General features: G+C 37.2%; 17 protein-coding genes and 1 pseudogene. 7 read left to right on the forward strand and 11 right to left on the reverse strand.

Annotated features, from left to right (window positions below):
• Nucleotides 1-601 precede the first annotated feature (601 nt).
• Nucleotides 602-1,741 (forward strand): zinc-dependent alcohol dehydrogenase, encoded by a 1,140-nt coding sequence (locus tag B7E07_RS17825; RefSeq protein WP_080848164.1) that lies wholly within the window; start codon nucleotides 602-604, stop codon nucleotides 1,739-1,741.
• Nucleotides 1,742-2,138: 397 nt separating this feature from the next.
• Here the strand turns inward: B7E07_RS17825 and B7E07_RS17830 are convergent, their stop codons facing one another.
• The 5 genes from B7E07_RS17830 to B7E07_RS17845 form a co-directional block, all read right to left on the reverse strand.
• Nucleotides 2,139-2,987, reverse strand: a complete 849-nt coding sequence (locus B7E07_RS17830; protein WP_080848167.1) for a PRD domain-containing protein — start codon at nucleotides 2,985-2,987, stop codon at nucleotides 2,139-2,141.
• 116 nt (nucleotides 2,988-3,103) lie between these two features.
• A complete protein-coding gene (locus tag B7E07_RS17835; protein ID WP_080848170.1) occupies nucleotides 3,104-4,507 on the reverse strand; it encodes a glycoside hydrolase family 1 protein in 1,404 nt (467 codons plus the stop codon).
• Nucleotides 4,508-4,533: 26 nt separating this feature from the next.
• Nucleotides 4,534-6,411, reverse strand: a complete 1,878-nt coding sequence (locus B7E07_RS17840) for a beta-glucoside-specific PTS transporter subunit IIABC (RefSeq protein WP_080848172.1) — start codon at nucleotides 6,409-6,411, stop codon at nucleotides 4,534-4,536.
• A gap of 660 nt (nucleotides 6,412-7,071) precedes the next feature.
• Complete coding sequence (locus B7E07_RS23965) at nucleotides 7,072-7,197, reverse strand: hypothetical protein (RefSeq protein WP_306807580.1); 126 nt, start codon at nucleotides 7,195-7,197, stop codon at nucleotides 7,072-7,074.
• 93 nt (nucleotides 7,198-7,290) lie between these two features.
• Nucleotides 7,291-8,175 carry an AraC family transcriptional regulator gene (locus B7E07_RS17845; protein ID WP_139785656.1) on the reverse strand — a complete coding sequence of 295 codons (885 nt, stop codon included), beginning with the start codon at nucleotides 8,173-8,175 and terminating at the stop codon, nucleotides 7,291-7,293.
• A 272-nt stretch (nucleotides 8,176-8,447) separates the two neighbouring features.
• Between B7E07_RS17845 and B7E07_RS17850 the strand changes: the two genes are divergently transcribed.
• Both B7E07_RS17850 and B7E07_RS17855 read left to right on the forward strand, forming a co-directional pair.
• On the forward strand, nucleotides 8,448-8,723 hold the full coding sequence (locus tag B7E07_RS17850; RefSeq protein ID WP_080848175.1) for an Atu4866 domain-containing protein: 276 nt from the start codon (nucleotides 8,448-8,450) through the stop codon (nucleotides 8,721-8,723).
• On the forward strand, nucleotides 8,723-9,454 hold the full coding sequence (locus B7E07_RS17855) for an SDR family oxidoreductase (RefSeq protein WP_080848178.1): 732 nt from the start codon (nucleotides 8,723-8,725) through the stop codon (nucleotides 9,452-9,454). Before B7E07_RS17850 ends, B7E07_RS17855 begins: the two co-directional genes overlap by 1 nt.
• A 231-nt stretch (nucleotides 9,455-9,685) precedes the next feature.
• Here B7E07_RS17855 and B7E07_RS23970 read toward each other — a convergent pair.
• From B7E07_RS23970 to copZ, 4 genes and pseudogenes are all read right to left on the reverse strand, one after another.
• Nucleotides 9,686-10,131, reverse strand: a pseudogene (locus tag B7E07_RS23970) (alpha/beta fold hydrolase).
• A 147-nt stretch (nucleotides 10,132-10,278) separates the two neighbouring features.
• Complete coding sequence (locus B7E07_RS17865) at nucleotides 10,279-11,706, reverse strand: MFS transporter (protein ID WP_080848181.1); 1,428 nt, start codon at nucleotides 11,704-11,706, stop codon at nucleotides 10,279-10,281.
• 143 nt (nucleotides 11,707-11,849) lie between these two features.
• Nucleotides 11,850-12,539 (reverse strand): hypothetical protein, encoded by a 690-nt coding sequence (locus tag B7E07_RS17870; RefSeq protein WP_139785657.1) that lies wholly within the window; start codon nucleotides 12,537-12,539, stop codon nucleotides 11,850-11,852.
• Between the two features lie 195 nt (nucleotides 12,540-12,734).
• The gene (gene copZ, locus B7E07_RS17875) at nucleotides 12,735-12,941 is read right to left on the reverse strand and encodes a copper chaperone CopZ (RefSeq protein ID WP_080848184.1); all 207 of its coding nucleotides are present in this window, start codon (nucleotides 12,939-12,941) and stop codon (nucleotides 12,735-12,737) included.
• 335 nt (nucleotides 12,942-13,276) lie between these two features.
• On the opposite strand from copZ, the gene B7E07_RS17880 reads away from it, so the two are divergent.
• Complete coding sequence (locus B7E07_RS17880; RefSeq protein WP_080848186.1) at nucleotides 13,277-13,516, forward strand: hypothetical protein; 240 nt, start codon at nucleotides 13,277-13,279, stop codon at nucleotides 13,514-13,516.
• A gap of 78 nt (nucleotides 13,517-13,594) precedes the next feature.
• On the opposite strand, the gene B7E07_RS17885 is transcribed toward B7E07_RS17880, so the two are convergent.
• Nucleotides 13,595-14,005, reverse strand: a complete 411-nt coding sequence (locus tag B7E07_RS17885) for an Lrp/AsnC family transcriptional regulator (RefSeq protein ID WP_080848189.1) — start codon at nucleotides 14,003-14,005, stop codon at nucleotides 13,595-13,597.
• Between the two features lie 127 nt (nucleotides 14,006-14,132).
• Between B7E07_RS17885 and B7E07_RS17890 the strand changes: the two genes are divergently transcribed.
• Entirely contained in the window at nucleotides 14,133-14,894 is a 762-nt protein-coding gene (locus B7E07_RS17890) for an MBL fold metallo-hydrolase (RefSeq protein WP_080848192.1), read from the forward strand.
• Between the two features lie 40 nt (nucleotides 14,895-14,934).
• Nucleotides 14,935-15,342: an ester cyclase gene (locus B7E07_RS17895; protein WP_080848195.1), complete on the forward strand. Its 408-nt coding sequence runs from the start codon at nucleotides 14,935-14,937 to the stop codon at nucleotides 15,340-15,342.
• A gap of 107 nt (nucleotides 15,343-15,449) precedes the next feature.
• Here B7E07_RS17895 and B7E07_RS17900 read toward each other — a convergent pair whose 3' ends face one another.
• Nucleotides 15,450-15,863, reverse strand: coding sequence for a YfmQ family protein (locus B7E07_RS17900; RefSeq protein WP_080848198.1), 414 nt, complete (start codon nucleotides 15,861-15,863; stop codon nucleotides 15,450-15,452).
• A gap of 218 nt (nucleotides 15,864-16,081) precedes the next feature.
• Between B7E07_RS17900 and B7E07_RS17905 the strand changes: the two genes are divergently transcribed.
• Entirely contained in the window at nucleotides 16,082-16,891 is an 810-nt protein-coding gene (locus tag B7E07_RS17905; RefSeq protein WP_080848201.1) for an AAA family ATPase, read from the forward strand.
• The last annotated feature ends 146 nt before the right edge of the window (nucleotides 16,892-17,037 follow it).

Genomic DNA, 17,037 nt, shown 5'->3' on the forward strand with positions numbered 1-17,037 from the left:
CAACTCCCTGTCAACCATCGAACTATATAGTAACAAGCCGTAATCGTGTGAGTCTAGAGAAACCTTTTTGACCGTTTTTATAAAAGATAGGAGAAGGTAACTAAGTTGGTTGAGGTCAAAACTGCTTATGTCAGAGTTTTTAGGGACAGGTTCCTCGGTTCATTCATATTAGTATCCATTTCAAGTTAAATAAGCGGAGATTTTCCGCCTATTTGCCATTTGGAGCTCTTTTTGGCGAAAATAAGCGGAGATTTTCCGGTTAAGTCTAGTAAAACCGGTCATTTTCACATATTTTGAGGAAATAGTCGGAATCCCTCCCTCTATTTTGGCTATTTTTTGAGCTTTCTTAGAAATAAGGGGAATTTCTCCGCTTATCGACAAAATCTCTATGTTTTTGTATTTTCGTGGACAGGTTCCCACGTTCATCCCACTTCTGCTCTAACTTCATCACTATTACAAATATAAAAAGTAGCCCTTCAATTAATTCCCCTTTAATTATTTGAATCATTTCAGTAGTTGATTACCTTGCGAAAATAAGGGAAGTAAGTGTTATAAGTTTCTATTTTATTAAAAATCACTTACATCAGGAGGAATTTTTAATATGAAAGCTGTTACTTTCCAAGGTGCAAAAGATATTCAGGTTAAAGAGGTAGCGAATCCAAAGATTGAAAAAAGTGATGACCTTATTATTCGAGTGACATCTACAGCTATTTGCGGATCAGATCTTCATATTTATCAAGGAGCTCTTCCGGCATCCAAAGATTATGTGATTGGTCATGAACCGATGGGAATTGTTGAAGAAGTGGGTCCAAGTGTGGAGAAAGTAAAAAAAGGCGATCGTGTTGTACTTCCTTTTAATATCTCCTGTGGACACTGTCATTATTGTGCCAATGATATGGAAAGTCAGTGTGACAACTCTAATACAAATGCGCATGTGGACACAGGCGGTTATTTTGGATTTACAGAACGATATGGAGGCTATCAAGGCGGACAAGCCGAATTGCTCCGTGTGCCATTCGGTAATTTTGTACCCTTTGTGATTCCTGAATCTGTCGAGCTTGAAGATGAGTCCCTGCTCTTTATGTCGGATGTGCTCCCGACAGCGTATTGGAGTGTTGAAAGCGGCGGTGTCAAAAAAGGAGATACCGTTGTGGTTTTAGGGTGCGGTCCAATCGGCTTAATGACACAAAAGTTCGCATGGATGAAAGGTGCAAAACGTGTCATTGCTGTGGATAATGTAGCGTATCGCTTAAATCATGCCAAGAAAATGAATCAAGTCGAAGTTATTAACTTTGATGACCATGAGGACACAGGTGCATATATTGCGGAAATCACAAAAGGTGGAGCAGATGTTGTCATTGATTGCGTCGGAATGGATGGCAAAAAGAATCCTCTGGAAGTGGTTGAGCAAAAATTAAAACTTTCAGGCGGTACAACAAGTGCAATTCGAATCGGAATGAAGGCCATTAAAAAGTTCGGCACCTTGCAGGTTACGGGTGTATATGGTTCCATGTACAACCACTTCCCGCTCGGCAATCTGTTTGAAAGAAATATTACCCTTAAAATGGGACAGGCTCCTGTCATTCATTACATGCCAATGCTCTTTGACATGATTAAGGAAGGCAAGTTTGACCCAACGGAAATTATTACACATAATCTGCCATTACACATGGCCAGTGAAGCCTATAAGACATTTAATGACCATGAAGATGAGTGTATTAAAGTGGTGCTGAAGCCTTAACTGATTTTATATTCAAGTATGTTTGTTCCATCTGGCTTTTGACTCTCAATATCAACGGGATTAGGCTTTTCCCTTGGCAACCCATCGGCGGATTAGGCTTTTCCCTTGGCAACCCATCGGCGGCTCAGCCTTTCCACTATTCCATCGTGTATTAATTGATAATAATTTAAAAATAGTAAGAGCCTTGCTGCAGTTAATGCAGCAAGGCTCTTACTAATATTTGCACCCCTAATAAATTTAGCTATAACTATTTATACATAGGGTCAGTATAACTGCTCAATGAAATATTTATTATTGAACTTTCTTAGAAGAAAGTCAGATTTTTAAATTAATTAATAGATCGATACTTTTGTCTTTCCTCAGTAATAAAAAAATTCTAATCGCTGCACAATGTCTTTTAAAGTTCATTATAATTAATTAACCGATGAATATGGACAGCTAAATACGCTAATTCCTCGTTAGGGATTGTTTTTTTATTTACTTGCTCAATATATTCTTTAATTTTAAATGCTCCTGACATTGCTTCCGGGTACAAAGTTGCTATTTGTTCAAATAGTACATTATCTTTGTCATCAATCATCTTATTTGCATAAAAACGTTCTACAAAAAATTTAACATGAGTAATAAATCTCGTATAATGTATATTTTCATTGTTTGTATTAATATTAAATGTATATCGGACTAAGTTAACGATGCTTCCAATCATCTTAGCAATTCTCATTCCATTGTTAGAGGAATCCTTTTTTTCTCCTTGAGCATTAATTAAATGAAAGGCGATATTCGCTGCTTCTTCTATAGGCAGTTCAAGTTCCAGTCTTTCGTTCAATAGATTAAGGGCAAATACACCAATTTCAAACTCCTCAGTATAATAATTTTTGATCTCCCAATAGACACGGTTCGTAATATTTATATTTTTGTTAAACCTTTCTACCGCAAAATTCAAGTGATCCATTAGGGTAAAATATATACCCGTATTAAGATTGGTATTCAATTTCTTTTCAGCATAAGACACAATTTGCTGAGTCAGTTCGATAAAAACTGGTGGAATAGAGTCCAATAAACCCAAAAATTCTTTTGCCTTTAGGTTTTCAATCGGAATAAACATTTGATCAACTTCTTGATCCGAAATTACGCTGCCAGCTTTCTTTCCATAACCAATCCCTTTTCCAAAGAGAATCGATTCTTTCTTATGTTCATCTTCTACTAGCACAACACTGGAATTCAACACTTTTTTTATTGTTATCATGGTATTCTCCTTTCAGTGGAAGGATTTCATAGTCGGTCCCTTAAGAACGGGGAAAAAGCAGCTATTAGCACAATTTTTCAGATCATACTAATAGCTACTTGCCTATGATTTTAGATTTATTCTAAATTCTCACCGTTTGTTTCAATCACTTTTTTGTACCAATAGAAGGAATCTTTCTTAATTCTTTTAAAAGTACCTTTACCTTCATCATCTATATCAACATATATGAATCCGTACCTTTTTTTCATTTCCCCCGTACTTGCTGCAATTAAATCGATAGGTCCCCACATTGTGTACCCCATGACTGGAACTCCGTCAATCTCAATTGCTTTCTTTATTTCACTAATATGTTCTCTTAAATATTCAATCCGATATGGATCATGGATACTTCCATCTTCAACTTTATCTACTGCGCCTAATCCATTTTCAACAATCATTAAAGGGATTTGGTAGCGGTCATATAAAAGATTTAATGCATAGCGAAGGCCCATAGGATCAATGGTCCATCCCCATTCAGTTGTTGGAAGGTGAGGGTTTTTATAGCCTGTCTTTACACCATTTAAACCTTCGAAGTTTAAATTTGTTTCCTTCCCAACCACGTGAGTTGCATAATAACTAAATGATAAGAAATCGACTTTTCCTTCTAATAATTCTTCTAGATCACCATCTTGAATTGGTAATACGATTCCTTTGCGTTCAAATTCCTTCAGTTTGTATGCTGGGTAATACCCGCGACACTGAACATCACAATAAAACAGCATTTTGTGCATAAAATCATTAACTGTCTGCATATCTTCCGGATCAGGGCTATTTGGGTAAGCAACATGTCCAGCATACATCATTCCAACCTGATTATCCGGATCCATTTCATGAGCTAGATGTACAGCTTTTGCACTTGCTAAAAATTGATGGTAGGCAGCGGTCATTCTTACTTGCTCATCATTTGACTTGATAGCACCAGCCATCCAAGGCTTCGTTGACATGACATTAATCTCATTAAAAGTAAGCCAATATTTCACTTTGCCTTTATATCGGTTAAAGAGAGTTTGGCAATAGCGAACATAAAAATCAACAACTTTTCGATTTTCCCATGACCCGTACTTTAGTAAACCTAATGGTGTTTCAAAATGCGATATGGTTACTAAAGGCTCAATTCCATATTGCTGGCACGTATCAAAAACCTCATCATAGAATTTTAATCCTTCTTCATTTGGTAATTCCTCATCTCCATTTGGAAAAATACGTGACCAGTTGATTGATAACCGATAGCATTTAAAACCCATTTCAGCAAACAATGCGATATCTTCCTGAAAACGATGGTAATGATCAATGGCATTGTGACTAGGATAGTATGTTCCTTCGATTACACCATTTGTGACTTCTCTTGGCACTCCATGCACACCAGTTGTCATGACATCAGCCGTACTTAATCCTTTCCCACCACTAAGATAAGCACCTTCAACTTGATTGGCGGCAGTTGCACCACCCCATAAAAAATTTCTTGGAAATCCTTTTGACATGTCTCTGTTCTCCTCCTACCCTGTGCCTATTTTGAAGCTACAGTCATTAACATTTCTTCCTTACCTGCATTTTCTGTTTCTGGAACGATTACTGAATAACGATCTTGATTCGTTACAACAATTACAGTCGTTGGATCGTAACCTTCTTCAATGATCTTTTCTATATCAAATTTCACTAATAAATCTCCAGCTTTCACTTCATCATCGACCTTTACCTGAGCTTCGAAATATTTACCGCCTAATTGAACTGTATCTATTCCAATATGGAATAATAGCTCAGCACCATTTTCCAACTCCATGCCCAGCGCATGGTTTGTATCAAATATCATTTTAATAACACCGTCAGCAGGAGCATATAATTCACCTATTGATGGGATTACAGCCATTCCATCCCCCATAATTTTTGTAGAAAACACAGCATCATCGACTTCTGATAGTGGGATAACTTTCCCTTGAACTGGTTGATTTAAAATCACTTCTTCACTAATATTTACACTTTTAATGGGTGTATTTTCCTTGTCTTGCTCTTTGCTGCTTGCTGTATGTTCGGGAAGTTCCTTATCTTTCCATGATATAAGAGTAATCAGAAAAGATGTTGCAAATGAGATAATCAAGCCAATAATTGCAAAAAGGATATTTTTTGGATTATCAGGCTGTACGAATATTGTAATGCTGGCAATACTAGGATTTGCTAATGCATAAGCTGCTACGCTTAATACTCCCAAACTAAGACCACCAATTAAACTTGAAATGATTACTCCAATTAATATTGGTTTTCTCTGCAGAGTTACACCATACAATGCTGGTTCAGTGATACCAAAGAATGCAGATATCCCCCCAGATAATGAGATAGATTTTAATGATTTGTTTTTTGTTTTAAAAGATAAAGCAAGGTTCGCACCTGACTCAGCCATATTGTGTGCTAATAAAGCAGGAATCACAAGTCCTTCGCTTCCTGATGAAGAAAGAGATGAAATACCATATGGAACAAGAACTTTATGCATGCCTGTGGCAATCATAAAAGGTAGAAGAGCTGCCACAAGGCCTACTGTGATCCATCCGATTTTTGCATATATGAATAAAATTCCTGAAGTCATAGCCGTTCCGAGTTGAAAACCTAATGGTCCTAATACTAATAATGTTAACGGAACTGTAACAAGCAGAGACATCATTGGTACAAAGAAGACACGAATTGGCTTCGGTGAAATTTTTGTAAAAAGTCTTTCCATAAAAGCATAAAGAATGACACCTAATATAGATGGAAAAATCTGTGATGAATAGTTAACATTTGTTATAGAAAAAGATAAGAAACTAGCTCCTTCTTGCATTAGGGTTAACATATTAGGAAATAAAAGCATACTCATTGCCGCCATTGCTGCAGTTATATGATCAACTTTTAAAGCTTTAGCTACAGTAAAAGCAACTAATATGGGTAAAAAGTAAAAAACAGAATCACTAATGTAAGTTAAGATTAGATATGTCTGCCCTTCAGCATTGACAAGATTCAGCGTTGAAAGCATAAGTAAAATAGCCTTTAAGATACCCGCACCAGCCATTGCAGGAACTAACGGCTGAAATACATTAACAATAAAGTCTAATACAACAGGTCCAATTTTTTTCTTTTTACTTGGAGAATTATTATTATCATTCTCCTGTTGTCCAAATTTACCCATTTTTATTAATTCATCATAAACTTCAAGAACATTGTTCCCTATTATGACTTGGAACTGACCTTTGTTTACTACCTCTAATACTCCTTGAACTTTTTTAAGTTCATCTATATTCACTTTGCTGTCATCAGCAAGTGTAAAGCGCAATCTCGTTGCACAATGACCTAAGTGAACCACATTATTCTCTCCACCAACGGACTTCAGTATGTCGGCTGCTGTTTTTTTGTAATCCATTTAAATTTCTCCTTTATTAAAAGCAAATTAATAATACGCTTACATTCTTAACAAAACAAAAAGGCAGGATCCAAAAAAGACATACATAAGAATATCATATAAGAAATATGATTATTCTAGTCTTTTAAAGGATCCTGCCTGCATTACCAGTCACATGTCCAGTTATTTAATTTGTTTTGTTAATTGTATTATATTTTATTTATGTTAAAAATACAATAAAAAAATAAAGCCCTTTCATTGGAAAATTTTCATATAACTTTCATACTCCTTATATAAATATCTTTCTCTTCATTAGCCAAATACCTACTTCGTATTTAGAATAAACCTCTAAGTTAAAACCTTTTTATTCAACAGACCTGCTGCATTTTTCAAATCGAAGAAGCTGCCTGATTGTCAGCTAAGTTTTAATTGTTTTCATGCTTGAAATAAAAAAATAATGTTTATCCCATTAAACAGTATGAGTAGGAGTTAATTTTTTCTTTTTCCTTTTTTTCATCCTGATTATTGAAATATACAGGACTCGGGTCTTCAGTTTCATTTAGGTTATGATCATTAAAATATATAGATTTAAACATAAATATCCGAATGATTAGGATTATTTAATTCCCATCCATTCGGATATATCATTAAATTTAATTCTTATGTCCGAGCCTCACTGGATTACCATTTAATCTTATATTTCCTAACAACCGGAATCCACATCTCACCATATACCAACCCATCCTTTTGTTCCATCACAACAGCTGCATTGGGACCTCCAACATAGGATACATCCGTTACTTCCATCAACACTTCTCCAAAAGCAATTCCTTCGCCCAAGGGGCAGTCGTTTTAAAGGTTTTCAAGTCAAAGACTTCTTATTCTGTACATGTATTTCTTTTACTGAAGCATTTTCCTCAGTTGGCGGATGTCTCTGATTGGGGACTGGCCAAACCTGCGGCTGTATTCCCTGCTGAAATGGGACGGACTTTCATATCCTACTTGGAATGCAGCCTCTGCTGCTTCCATATTTTCTGTTAATAGCAATCGGCGTGCTTCCTGCAATCGCAGCTGTTTCTGATACTGTATGGGACTCATGCCTGTAACATCCTTGAAGTGACTGTAAAACGATGAGGAGCTCATTCTAGCTTCTTTCGCCAGTTCTTCCACCTTTATAGGCTTTGCGAACTCCCGATTCAGAACTCCAATCACATCTGCGATCCTCTGGCCTTGACTGCCTACTAGTGCAAAGTGCTTCAATGAATTATTCTGGTCATTTTGCAGAATACGGTAAACAATTTCACGTTTGATATTGGAGGCTAGGACTGGTATATCCTGAGGAGTTTCAAGAAGCTTAATCAGCCGCAATACAGCTTCAAGAAGCGAATCATCCACCCGATTAATTTCCAGACCAAGACCAGGAGAACGGTTTGGTATTTCTTGATTTGAAGATTGTATAACTTCAAAAATCTGATTCATGTCAAGCTGCAGACTTATACATAGATATGGTTCTTCATGCGAGGCCGATACAACCTGCCCTTTGATCGGCAAATGAACGGAAGCAGTCAAATAGCTTGCCGAATCATATATAAAACTCTCTTTTTCGAGCATAACCAGTTTCGAACCCTGCGCAACAACACATAGGGAAGGCTCGTAAATAGAGTATATAGGTTCAGAGATTTGTGAAGCACGAATAATCTGCAAGCCTTGGATCGCCGTCTCATGTGTGCCATCACTTGCTGCTTCCCTATTCAGTAAATGAGCTAATTCCTTAACCTGGTCCATGAACAACCCCTCCATATTTTCCAATAACTGTTCATTCACTCTTTTTCTTCATCCTATCTCTTATTGGAGGATTAGGCAATAATTATATATCTTCCGGCTACCTCCTTCTGTTAGCTGCAGTTCATAATTAACTTATGGTCACACACTTCAATTGGAGGGAGTGAATTTGATCAGGTTTCTATTAGTGGCTTTCTTGTTCATCCTATCTGTCATTCCAATTCTGCCAAGATTGGACTGCAAGCCCTCTTGTAAACCTAAAAGGAGATGGAGAAATGAAAAAAGAAAATATGAATTCACATCCTTATGTGGGCATGTGGGTAACAGCGGACGGGTTTATTCGGCATGAATTGCTTCCAAATGGGAGATATGACGAAGCCCGCGGTAACCGCAAAAGCGCCTATCAAGGCGGATATACAGTCACAGGCAATCATATCGATTATATCGATGATACAGGCTTCACTGCGGACGGTGATTTTATCAACGGCGTTTTGTATCATGCCGGTATGGTGCTCTATCGAGAAGAACTGAAGGAAGGGAGCCAGGAATAATGTCTTTACTTAATGGAAAAGTGGTTGTAATAACTGGTGCTAGCAGCGGAATTGGTGAAAATGCTGCACGAATGCTCGCAAATCAAGGTGTTCATCTTGTGATTGGAGCAAGGCGCGTGGATAGACTAGAAGCATTGGCATCAGATATTCGTGCTGATGGCGGTTCTGTAGCTGTTCAGCTTCTAGACGTTACAGATTTAGAACAGATGCAGGCATTGATTGAACTAGCCAAAAATCGTTATGGACGAGTGGATGCGGTTATTAATAATGCTGGTGTGATGCCGCTCTCACCGCTGGAAGCATTGAAGATCGAAGAGTGGAATCGTATGATTGATGTGAATATTCGTGGTGTACTCCATGGCATAGCTGCAGGTCTTCCTGTTATGAAAAAACAGGGTTTTGGGCATTTCATTAATATTGCTTCCATCGGCGCCTATGAAGTATCGCCAACAGCAGCTGTTTATTGTGCAACCAAATATGCTGTACGCGCGATAACAGATGGATTACGTTTAGAGACTGCAGCTCAAGGCATCCGTGTTACTCTCGTATCGCCCGGAGTAACAGAATCCGAATTAGCCGAAAGCATTACAGACAATGAAGCAAAAGAAGTCATGAAGGAATATCGGCGTATCGCTCTGCCAGCCGCGGCTATAGCCAGCGCAATTGTCTATGCGCTGGAGCAGCCAGAAAATGTCGATGTAAGTGAAATGATCATTAAACCGGTTGTATGAGGAATGGCTTAGAGAGTGAAGGACAATATAGAAATAATATGTATCTGTGAGAATTTATAAGAGTAAAATAGATATAGTAACCAATACAGAATTGAGCTTTTTTAAGCACTGAAAATCATAATGAAGGTTTCCGTTATGATTTTCAGTGCTGTTTTCATATACTTTGTACAATCTTTGAAAATGAAATCCTATATATGTTAGTAACCATTAAGTACACTAGTCACTTTAAATTTATAACATCCGAACGTTTTCCAGCTCCAGTCTGTTTAACCAGTTAAGAACAAGTGCATGAAAGAGGTCCGGTTATTCAATTTGCAGATTGTGGCCAGCCATATCAAGCACGGCAAACGCTGCTCTTGGGTATTCCTCCATCAGCTCCCATGTATCCTGATATCCAACTATATGGTCCTGAAGGCCAGTGATGATTAGAGTGGGGTATTCCAATTTAAATGAAATGTAGAAACTAAAACCATATCCATTCTGTTGTATTTCGTGGCTTCTAACATATCATCCGAGTTTTGAATAGATGGCTGTGACGCGGACTTCCCCATCCCTGGAAAGTCTATGTATATTCTCTTCCACCCGGTTCGTTGATCAAATAACGGCTCCATTGCATGAAACATCACCTGATGATTCATACAATGGAGCTTTATAAATTCACCTGTATATTTTCGCATAAAAAGGATAAAAAGTTTTTTTGTTAAAAGTAAACAAGAATAAATTTTTTTTAAAAACCTTGTTTATATTATACTTTCTGAAGAAAGAAAAGACAGCTGAAGAAGAAGATCTTCTCATCAGCTGCCTTTAATAATCTTAATATCTGCTTAACCGTTCGGCTCAGTTTGCTTCCTTGAGCGAATAAATAGTAATGCTACAAGCGCACCAGCAAATGCCACGATTCCTAAATAAAAGAATGCTTGCTGATAGCCTTCATTAAGACTGGCTACAGTAGTTCCTCCTGTTGTTGAGGAAGCTGCAGCTGCAAGGGAAACCATGATGGCTAAGCCTACTGCAGAGCCAATTTGGTAAGTGGTATTGTATAATCCAGATGCAAGTCCTGATTCCTCTGACTTTGCCTCAGACACAGCCGCTGTAGTTGCCGGAAGATAGGCAAGTGCATTACCAAGTGCAGCCAATAACAGCGCAATAAACACATCACTCCAATAATCCCCGTTGACTGTATTCCCTGCAAGCAGCAGCCCGGACACTCCAAGGATGATAAAGCCTGCAGCCATTGTGATTTTCATGCCAAACTTCGCCATTACCTTTTCTGCTAGTACAATCATAAAAATAGCCATAAGAATTGGTGCAGGCAGCATGCCCATCGCAGCCATGAAAGGTTCAAACTTCAGCACCTGCTGCAAATACAGGATTAGAAAATAGATTAGCGGAAACCATGAAGCTGATAGCAAAACAAGTGAAATATTCCCTGCAGACAGGTTAGGTGTTTTAAAGATCCTGAAAGGAACGAGAGGTTCTTTTCTAGAGACCTGGATAAAGATAAAGATTATGAATAATACAGCTCCAATGACCAATGGCCATATAGTAGAGGCTGCCTGCCAGCCGCTATGCTCAGCAGTTACGATCCCATAAACGAGCAGCACTAGTGATGCTGTAATAGAAATAGCACCCGCATAATCGATGCGGCCCGCTTTAGGTGTACCTTTTTTCAAGAGCTTAGGAGCTAGTAAGAAAACGATAATACCGACAGGAACATAAAACAGCAATGTCCAGCGCCAGCTAAGCAGCTGCGTAAGAACTCCTCCAAGAACAATTCCCAGTGAACCTCCAGCAGCGCCGGAAAGTCCCCAGAAAGCTAACGCTTTGCCCAGTTCTTTCTTATTAGCTGAAAACAAAAGCATAATAATAGAAAGAGCGGCAGGTGCAATTAAAGCAGAACCGGCACCTTGGATCCCTCTTGCTATATTTAGTGACATCTCATTCCATGCTAAACCAGCGAATAAGGAGGATATTGTTAAAATTGTTACCCCCCACATAAAAATGCGGCGCTGACCCAGCAGATCGGCAAGCTTACCTCCCAATAATAAAAGACCGCCAAACATGATTAGAAATGCATTCATTACCCATTGCAAGTCAGCTTCTGTATAGCCTAGCGCATCTTTAATGGACGGCAAAGCGACTTGGATAATCGCAGAATCCATCATTACTAAGAAATTAGCAAAACATAGCAGAGCAAGTGCCTTCCAACGGTTAGGATCTGGCTGTGCAAGTGATTGTGTATGTGTTGACATGATTATTCCTCCTGTTCAAATTTACTAATATAAGATTTAAAGTTTGCTTCCGCTCACCACATACCGTATAGGGGTATATATATTCCAAAAAACTACTGCTTATATGAAAATAAGCAGTCTGGCATAAAGATAACTTTTTATTATTATTTGCTATTTCTCACTTCGATTACGTATGGATATGCATGAACTTGACCGCCAAATTTAAATTCCGCCCAAAGCTTATATAAACCCGGCTCATCAAACTGTGTCTGAAATACCGCTTTATCGGCTGAAGCTGGATGGACATGGATATACTTCTCTCCTGCTTCGTCTAAAATGACCACATGACCTAATGCACCTAAATACGCTTCTGGTTTCTCATCCTTTACATCAAAATGAAAAGCAATCTCTTTGTTGACTTCAAATGTGTGCGGTGTTAATTCAACGGCTTTCCCATTGATCGTCTTCACAAAATCTGTATCTGCAGCAAGCTTAGATTCACTATGACCATGGTGCCCTTCCCCTGCATGAAATTCAATAGGAGTTACTTCATATTGAAGTTCTGCTGGAGCAATATCAACAAATGCTTTATACGAATTGGGAGCTAAATGGACCTCCTTTTTATATACCCCTTCCCCTGCCTGCTGAGGATGCAAGTGATGATATTGTTCTAAATCTGAGCTTACAACAATCAGATGCATGTATTTTTCATGAGAAACCTCTAACTTTGGAATTTGGTTATGCCGATCCCTCAACTCAATTATAAGCTCACCGTTCACATAAGAAACCTTTGGCACAACTTCACTGCCAGTGCCCGTCTTATGGTTATGATTATGATGATGTTGATGATCCATGTTATTTTCCTCCTGATTATAGTTTGTATGTTTAGCGTTTTCCTGGGCTGTGCATTTATACCTGCAGAATCAGAAATAAAGCATTGATTTTAAAAAAATAGCTGCAGAGATATTCCCATTAACACACTTATATACCACCCACAGGTATAAATATTTGTTTTTGAAAACGTGCCACAAGCACGTTCCAAACCAATATTATTCAACTGTATATCCTTGTTCTTCTATTGTTTCTTTTATTTTACTAGCTGAAACCTCTGACGAGTTATATTCAATATCAACATTTCCTTCAGCTAAATGAACCTTTACATTATTTACACCCTGCAGATCTCCTACGCTGCCTTGAATTGATTTTACACAGTGACCGCAAGACATTCCATTTACTTTTAAAGTTGCATTTTCCATTTTGATAACGCCTCATTTTTTTTATAAGGTTTCCGTCCAGCTTCGCGATGCATGGTTCGAAATGAGAATGATGATTAGAAGTTTTGCTGTAACTTCTACACCAACAATATACCATACCCCCCCACCCTATGTAAAGAGCAAAAATAATTCATTAAATGAATACTTCAATTTAGCATTATTAAACACAATTGTTGGGTTCTTACCTTCTATTACAATAAAATACCCGCAAATTTTGTTTTTTAACTTCACTGAAAAATGAGATTTTCACCAAGAGGAGCTGACTGGAAGGAGATTACCATATGGCCAAGTAGGGTATTGAAGAATGGGTATTAAGTATGATGAAGGAGAAGGACATCATACAGTGTGAAATTCGCTCAGATTATGCTCATAAAGCGACCTCACAAACTTATGCTTTATCTAAAGAAATTTGTGAAGAATGCAGAAAGCGTAAAATTCATTGTGATGAAATGGTTTTTAAAACAGACGTTTGCAGTGTGACCATGCTGCATTGTTTTAACAGAGGGGACCTTAAAGATTGCAGCAAACAAAACGGATTGAAATTCATCAATGTATAGTGTGTTTTGCAGTTGTATCTCCAAGTTCTTCCCCCATTTTTTTAGAGATCGACCGTAAAACGACTCCTTTACGGTCCATTATTTATTTATAATGATGGATAATTTATAGTTCACATGTTTATTCAAACCCACCAAAAATTCATCCAATACTTCAGTAGAAGGAAATCTGCATTCTAAAAGATAACAGCTGTCACCGCTAATCTTATAATTATGGATAACAAATTCTTTTTGTGTATCTAAATATGTAAGATAAGGGTCATGGAACGGGCTATTTGTAATAATACTTATCATGGTATGGACAGGATAACCTAACTTATCTTGATTTATTTTAATGGTGTAACCTTCAATGATTCCTCTATCCTCTAATTTTGCCACTCGAGAAGAGGTGGCGGGTCCGGTCAAATGAACTTTCTCACCCAGATCCTTCATTGTTATCCGACTGTTCTTACAAAGTTCATCTAGGATTAGTCGATCTGTATTATCTAACATCTGTCTAATTCCTTTCATTATTAAAGTCAAACAAGCAAAAGACTTTATTTAATCCATGTATCGATTCTAACCCATAGTATAGAATAAATGTTGTTGAAATGAAACTAATACAAAAGGAGATAATAAAATGAATATAAAACACATTCGTAACGCAACCCTTGTAGTTGAATACGCGGGAAAGAAATTCTTAGTAGATCCAATGTTAGCGGATAAAGGTACAATTCCTCCATTCCCAAATTCACCAAGACAAGATCAAAATAACCCATTAATCAGCTTGCCTACATCTATTGAAAGCATTATTGAGAACATCGATGCAGTGATCGTTACTCATCTGCACTATGACCACTGGGATGATGCAGCAAAGAATGCACTGCCAAAAGATATTAAACTATTTGCTCAAAATGAAGATGACGCTGCAGAAATCGGCAAAGATGGCTTTACAAATATTGAGGTTCTAACAGAAGATACTGTGTTCGAAGGCATCCAATTGGTTAAAACAAAAGGTGAACATGGACGCGGTGAAATCCTTAAGCTTGCTGGTCTTGTATGCGGAGTTGTGTTCAAACACTCTTCTGAGAAAACTTTATATGTTGCTGGAGACACTGTATGGTATGATGCGGTTCAAGAAGTTATTGATACACACAAACCAGAAGTGATTGTTGTTAATGCTGGCGATAACCAGTTCTTCCAAGGCGGTTCTTTAGTAATGGGCAAAGACGATGTATATGAAGTATGCCAAGCTGCTCCAAATGCAAAAGTAGTTGCTGTCCACATGGAAGCTGTAAACCACTGGGGACTATCCAGAGAAGACTTAAAGAGCTTCTTAAATGAAAAAGGACTAACAGAAAATGTTCTTGTTCCAAATGATGGAGATGCTTATTCATTCTAATTGTAGAAGTTACTAAGACTTCCATGAAAGAAGGATCAATATGTCAGTTGAAGCAAATAAAGCACTAGTTCGCCGATTTTATGAAAATATTGAACTAGAAAATTATGATGCATTAAAAGAGTTTTGCCATGAAAAATTTGTGTTTTATCCACAGATAGATACACCTTTTCCTGGTTTAGAAGGTTTGGTAGAATCTGAAAAGAAAAACTTTGATGCATTCCCAGGCTTTAAAATGCCCATTCAATCGATAATTGCTGAAGATGATCAAGTAGCCGTATATCTGATTTTTGAAGGAACTCACACAGGTATCCCGTTTTTAAATGTTCCTGCCAGCGGGAAGGCTGTTCGATTCTCACTTATGATGAAACTGCGAATTGAAGACGGCAAAATTATTGAGAAAAGATCACATGTTGACGTGAACGATATTTTACGTCAGATAAAAGCATAATGAATTTAAATAGTTATAAAAATAAAGACCCTTTTTGGGTCTTTATTTATTAGGCAAATAGCTGTCTTCTAAACAAAGGCAGTTAGTAAGGTGATTTACCTTTATTTTCATAATATATTTTTATAGTCATTATTCTGTATTGAAAATGTTTGCAAGTTATTGGAACTAACCCGGTATGGAATCACTTTCTTTTTGTATTGCTTCACTACATCAATGTGCTCATTGTAACAATAAAGATTAAACTTTAATTCATCTTTTCCTCTTTTAGTCTGAATAACAAACGGTGTAATATTAGTCTCTGAATGTAATAATACTTTTTCAGTGCCCGTAATAAAAAAATACTTATTTAAAAAAGTAGCTTTATTAAAACCATCAATAAATTCTAGTTTCTCTCTCTCTTCTAATAACTTACCATTATATGTGACATTAACATCTTTTGGACTAAGCTTTGGCTGAAGCTCGAATTTCCTTAGTACCCATGCAACAATAGCACTCGGAGGATTTGTTGCAAATTTTAGGATTCAGGCAAGTATGATTGCAATTAAATACCAAATCATTTATATCAACCTCTTTTACTTGATGTATATAGTGATAGATGTGAATTTCTTCTTTATTATACCTCATAAACTAAGTAATCCTGAACTTAAGTTCAAGCTTACATTTACCCTTCACTCTATATTTGGGCAAATGTGGTAAAATAATGATAGCTTTTCATTTTACCAAAGGAAGGTTTCCCCATATGATCTATTTAAAAAGCTTTAAACTTTCCCCTCATACAGCCAGGAATCCCAATGCCTATCCATACAATGTGTTTAGGAAAATAACTGGAGAGGTGTTTGTCTTTAAAAATATTACAGTATTGTATGGCAATAACGGTTCTGGTAAGTCGACACTCTTAAATTTAATGGCAAACAAGCTGAATATTTCTGGAGCTGAAGAGCTTACGAATAATGGGTATAATACATATCCGACAGATTATATGATGGAATGTTCGTACAGTCTAGGTGAAATGATGAGTGACGGAGAGTCCGATCAAATACCGGCTAATAGCCAGTACATCAAAAGTGAAGATATTTTATATGAGATTAAGAAGATTCAGCAGGAAGCAGTTCTTAAGGAAGGCTACCTGTACCAGCATTCTAAATTGGGATATACAAAGGAAAACTTGGAAATGCTGAAAGACTCTTCAAAAATGTACAAAGAAATCGAGATTAGGAAGTTTGCTAATGAGAAGTATTCTAATGGTGAAACATCCATGCAAATATTTGATGAATATCTTGCACCTGATGGATTATTTCTGCTCGATGAACCTGAAACATCTCTTTCGCCTACAAATCAAATTCTGTTAGCTGAGGAAATCAATAAACTGGCTAGATTTTTTAACTGCCAGTTTATTATAGCAACACATTCGCCTTTTATGCTGGGAACACTAGATACTAAAATATATAATCTCGACGCTCCCCTTTTAAGAACCGATAGTTGGACGGAACTTGAAAATGTAAGGTATTTCTACGATTTTTTCAGAGAGCGGAAAAGTGAATTTGAATAAATGACCAAACTAATTTCGGAAGAAAAATAATAAAGGCACCTGCAAATTACTTTTGCAGGTGCCTTTTAATTAAGAATAGAATTTGAGAACTACTGCAGACTAAATAAAAACTAAAAGGAATGATAAAATGTCACAGCTTTTAATAA

Source organism: Cytobacillus gottheilii, from assembly GCF_900166665.1.
GTDB classification, from domain to species: domain Bacteria; phylum Bacillota; class Bacilli; order Bacillales; family Cytobacillaceae; genus Cytobacillus; species Cytobacillus gottheilii_A.

Coding starts and splice junctions, on each gene's coding strand:
- B7E07_RS17825 (WP_080848164.1), top strand. CDS start 602: ATGAAAGCTGTTACTTTCCAAGGTGCAAAAGATATTCAGGTTAAAGAG.
- B7E07_RS17830 (WP_080848167.1), bottom strand. CDS start 2,987: ATGATAACAATAAAAAAAGTGTTGAATTCCAGTGTTGTGCTAGTAGAA.
- B7E07_RS17835 (WP_080848170.1), bottom strand. CDS start 4,507: ATGTCAAAAGGATTTCCAAGAAATTTTTTATGGGGTGGTGCAACTGCC.
- B7E07_RS17840 (WP_080848172.1), bottom strand. CDS start 6,411: ATGGATTACAAAAAAACAGCAGCCGACATACTGAAGTCCGTTGGTGGA.
- B7E07_RS23965 (WP_306807580.1), bottom strand. CDS start 7,197: ATGGAAGTAACGGATGTATCCTATGTTGGAGGTCCCAATGCAGCTGTT.
- B7E07_RS17845 (WP_139785656.1), bottom strand. CDS start 8,175: ATGGACCAGGTTAAGGAATTAGCTCATTTACTGAATAGGGAAGCAGCA.
- B7E07_RS17850 (WP_080848175.1), top strand. CDS start 8,448: ATGAAAAAAGAAAATATGAATTCACATCCTTATGTGGGCATGTGGGTA.
- B7E07_RS17855 (WP_080848178.1), top strand. CDS start 8,723: ATGTCTTTACTTAATGGAAAAGTGGTTGTAATAACTGGTGCTAGCAGC.
- B7E07_RS17865 (WP_080848181.1), bottom strand. CDS start 11,706: ATGTCAACACATACACAATCACTTGCACAGCCAGATCCTAACCGTTGG.
- B7E07_RS17870 (WP_139785657.1), bottom strand. CDS start 12,539: ATGGATCATCAACATCATCATAATCATAACCATAAGACGGGCACTGGC.
- copZ (WP_080848184.1), bottom strand. CDS start 12,941: ATGGAAAATGCAACTTTAAAAGTAAATGGAATGTCTTGCGGTCACTGT.
- B7E07_RS17880 (WP_080848186.1), top strand. CDS start 13,277: ATGATGAAGGAGAAGGACATCATACAGTGTGAAATTCGCTCAGATTAT.
- B7E07_RS17885 (WP_080848189.1), bottom strand. CDS start 14,005: ATGTTAGATAATACAGATCGACTAATCCTAGATGAACTTTGTAAGAAC.
- B7E07_RS17890 (WP_080848192.1), top strand. CDS start 14,133: ATGAATATAAAACACATTCGTAACGCAACCCTTGTAGTTGAATACGCG.
- B7E07_RS17895 (WP_080848195.1), top strand. CDS start 14,935: ATGTCAGTTGAAGCAAATAAAGCACTAGTTCGCCGATTTTATGAAAAT.
- B7E07_RS17905 (WP_080848201.1), top strand. CDS start 16,082: ATGATCTATTTAAAAAGCTTTAAACTTTCCCCTCATACAGCCAGGAAT.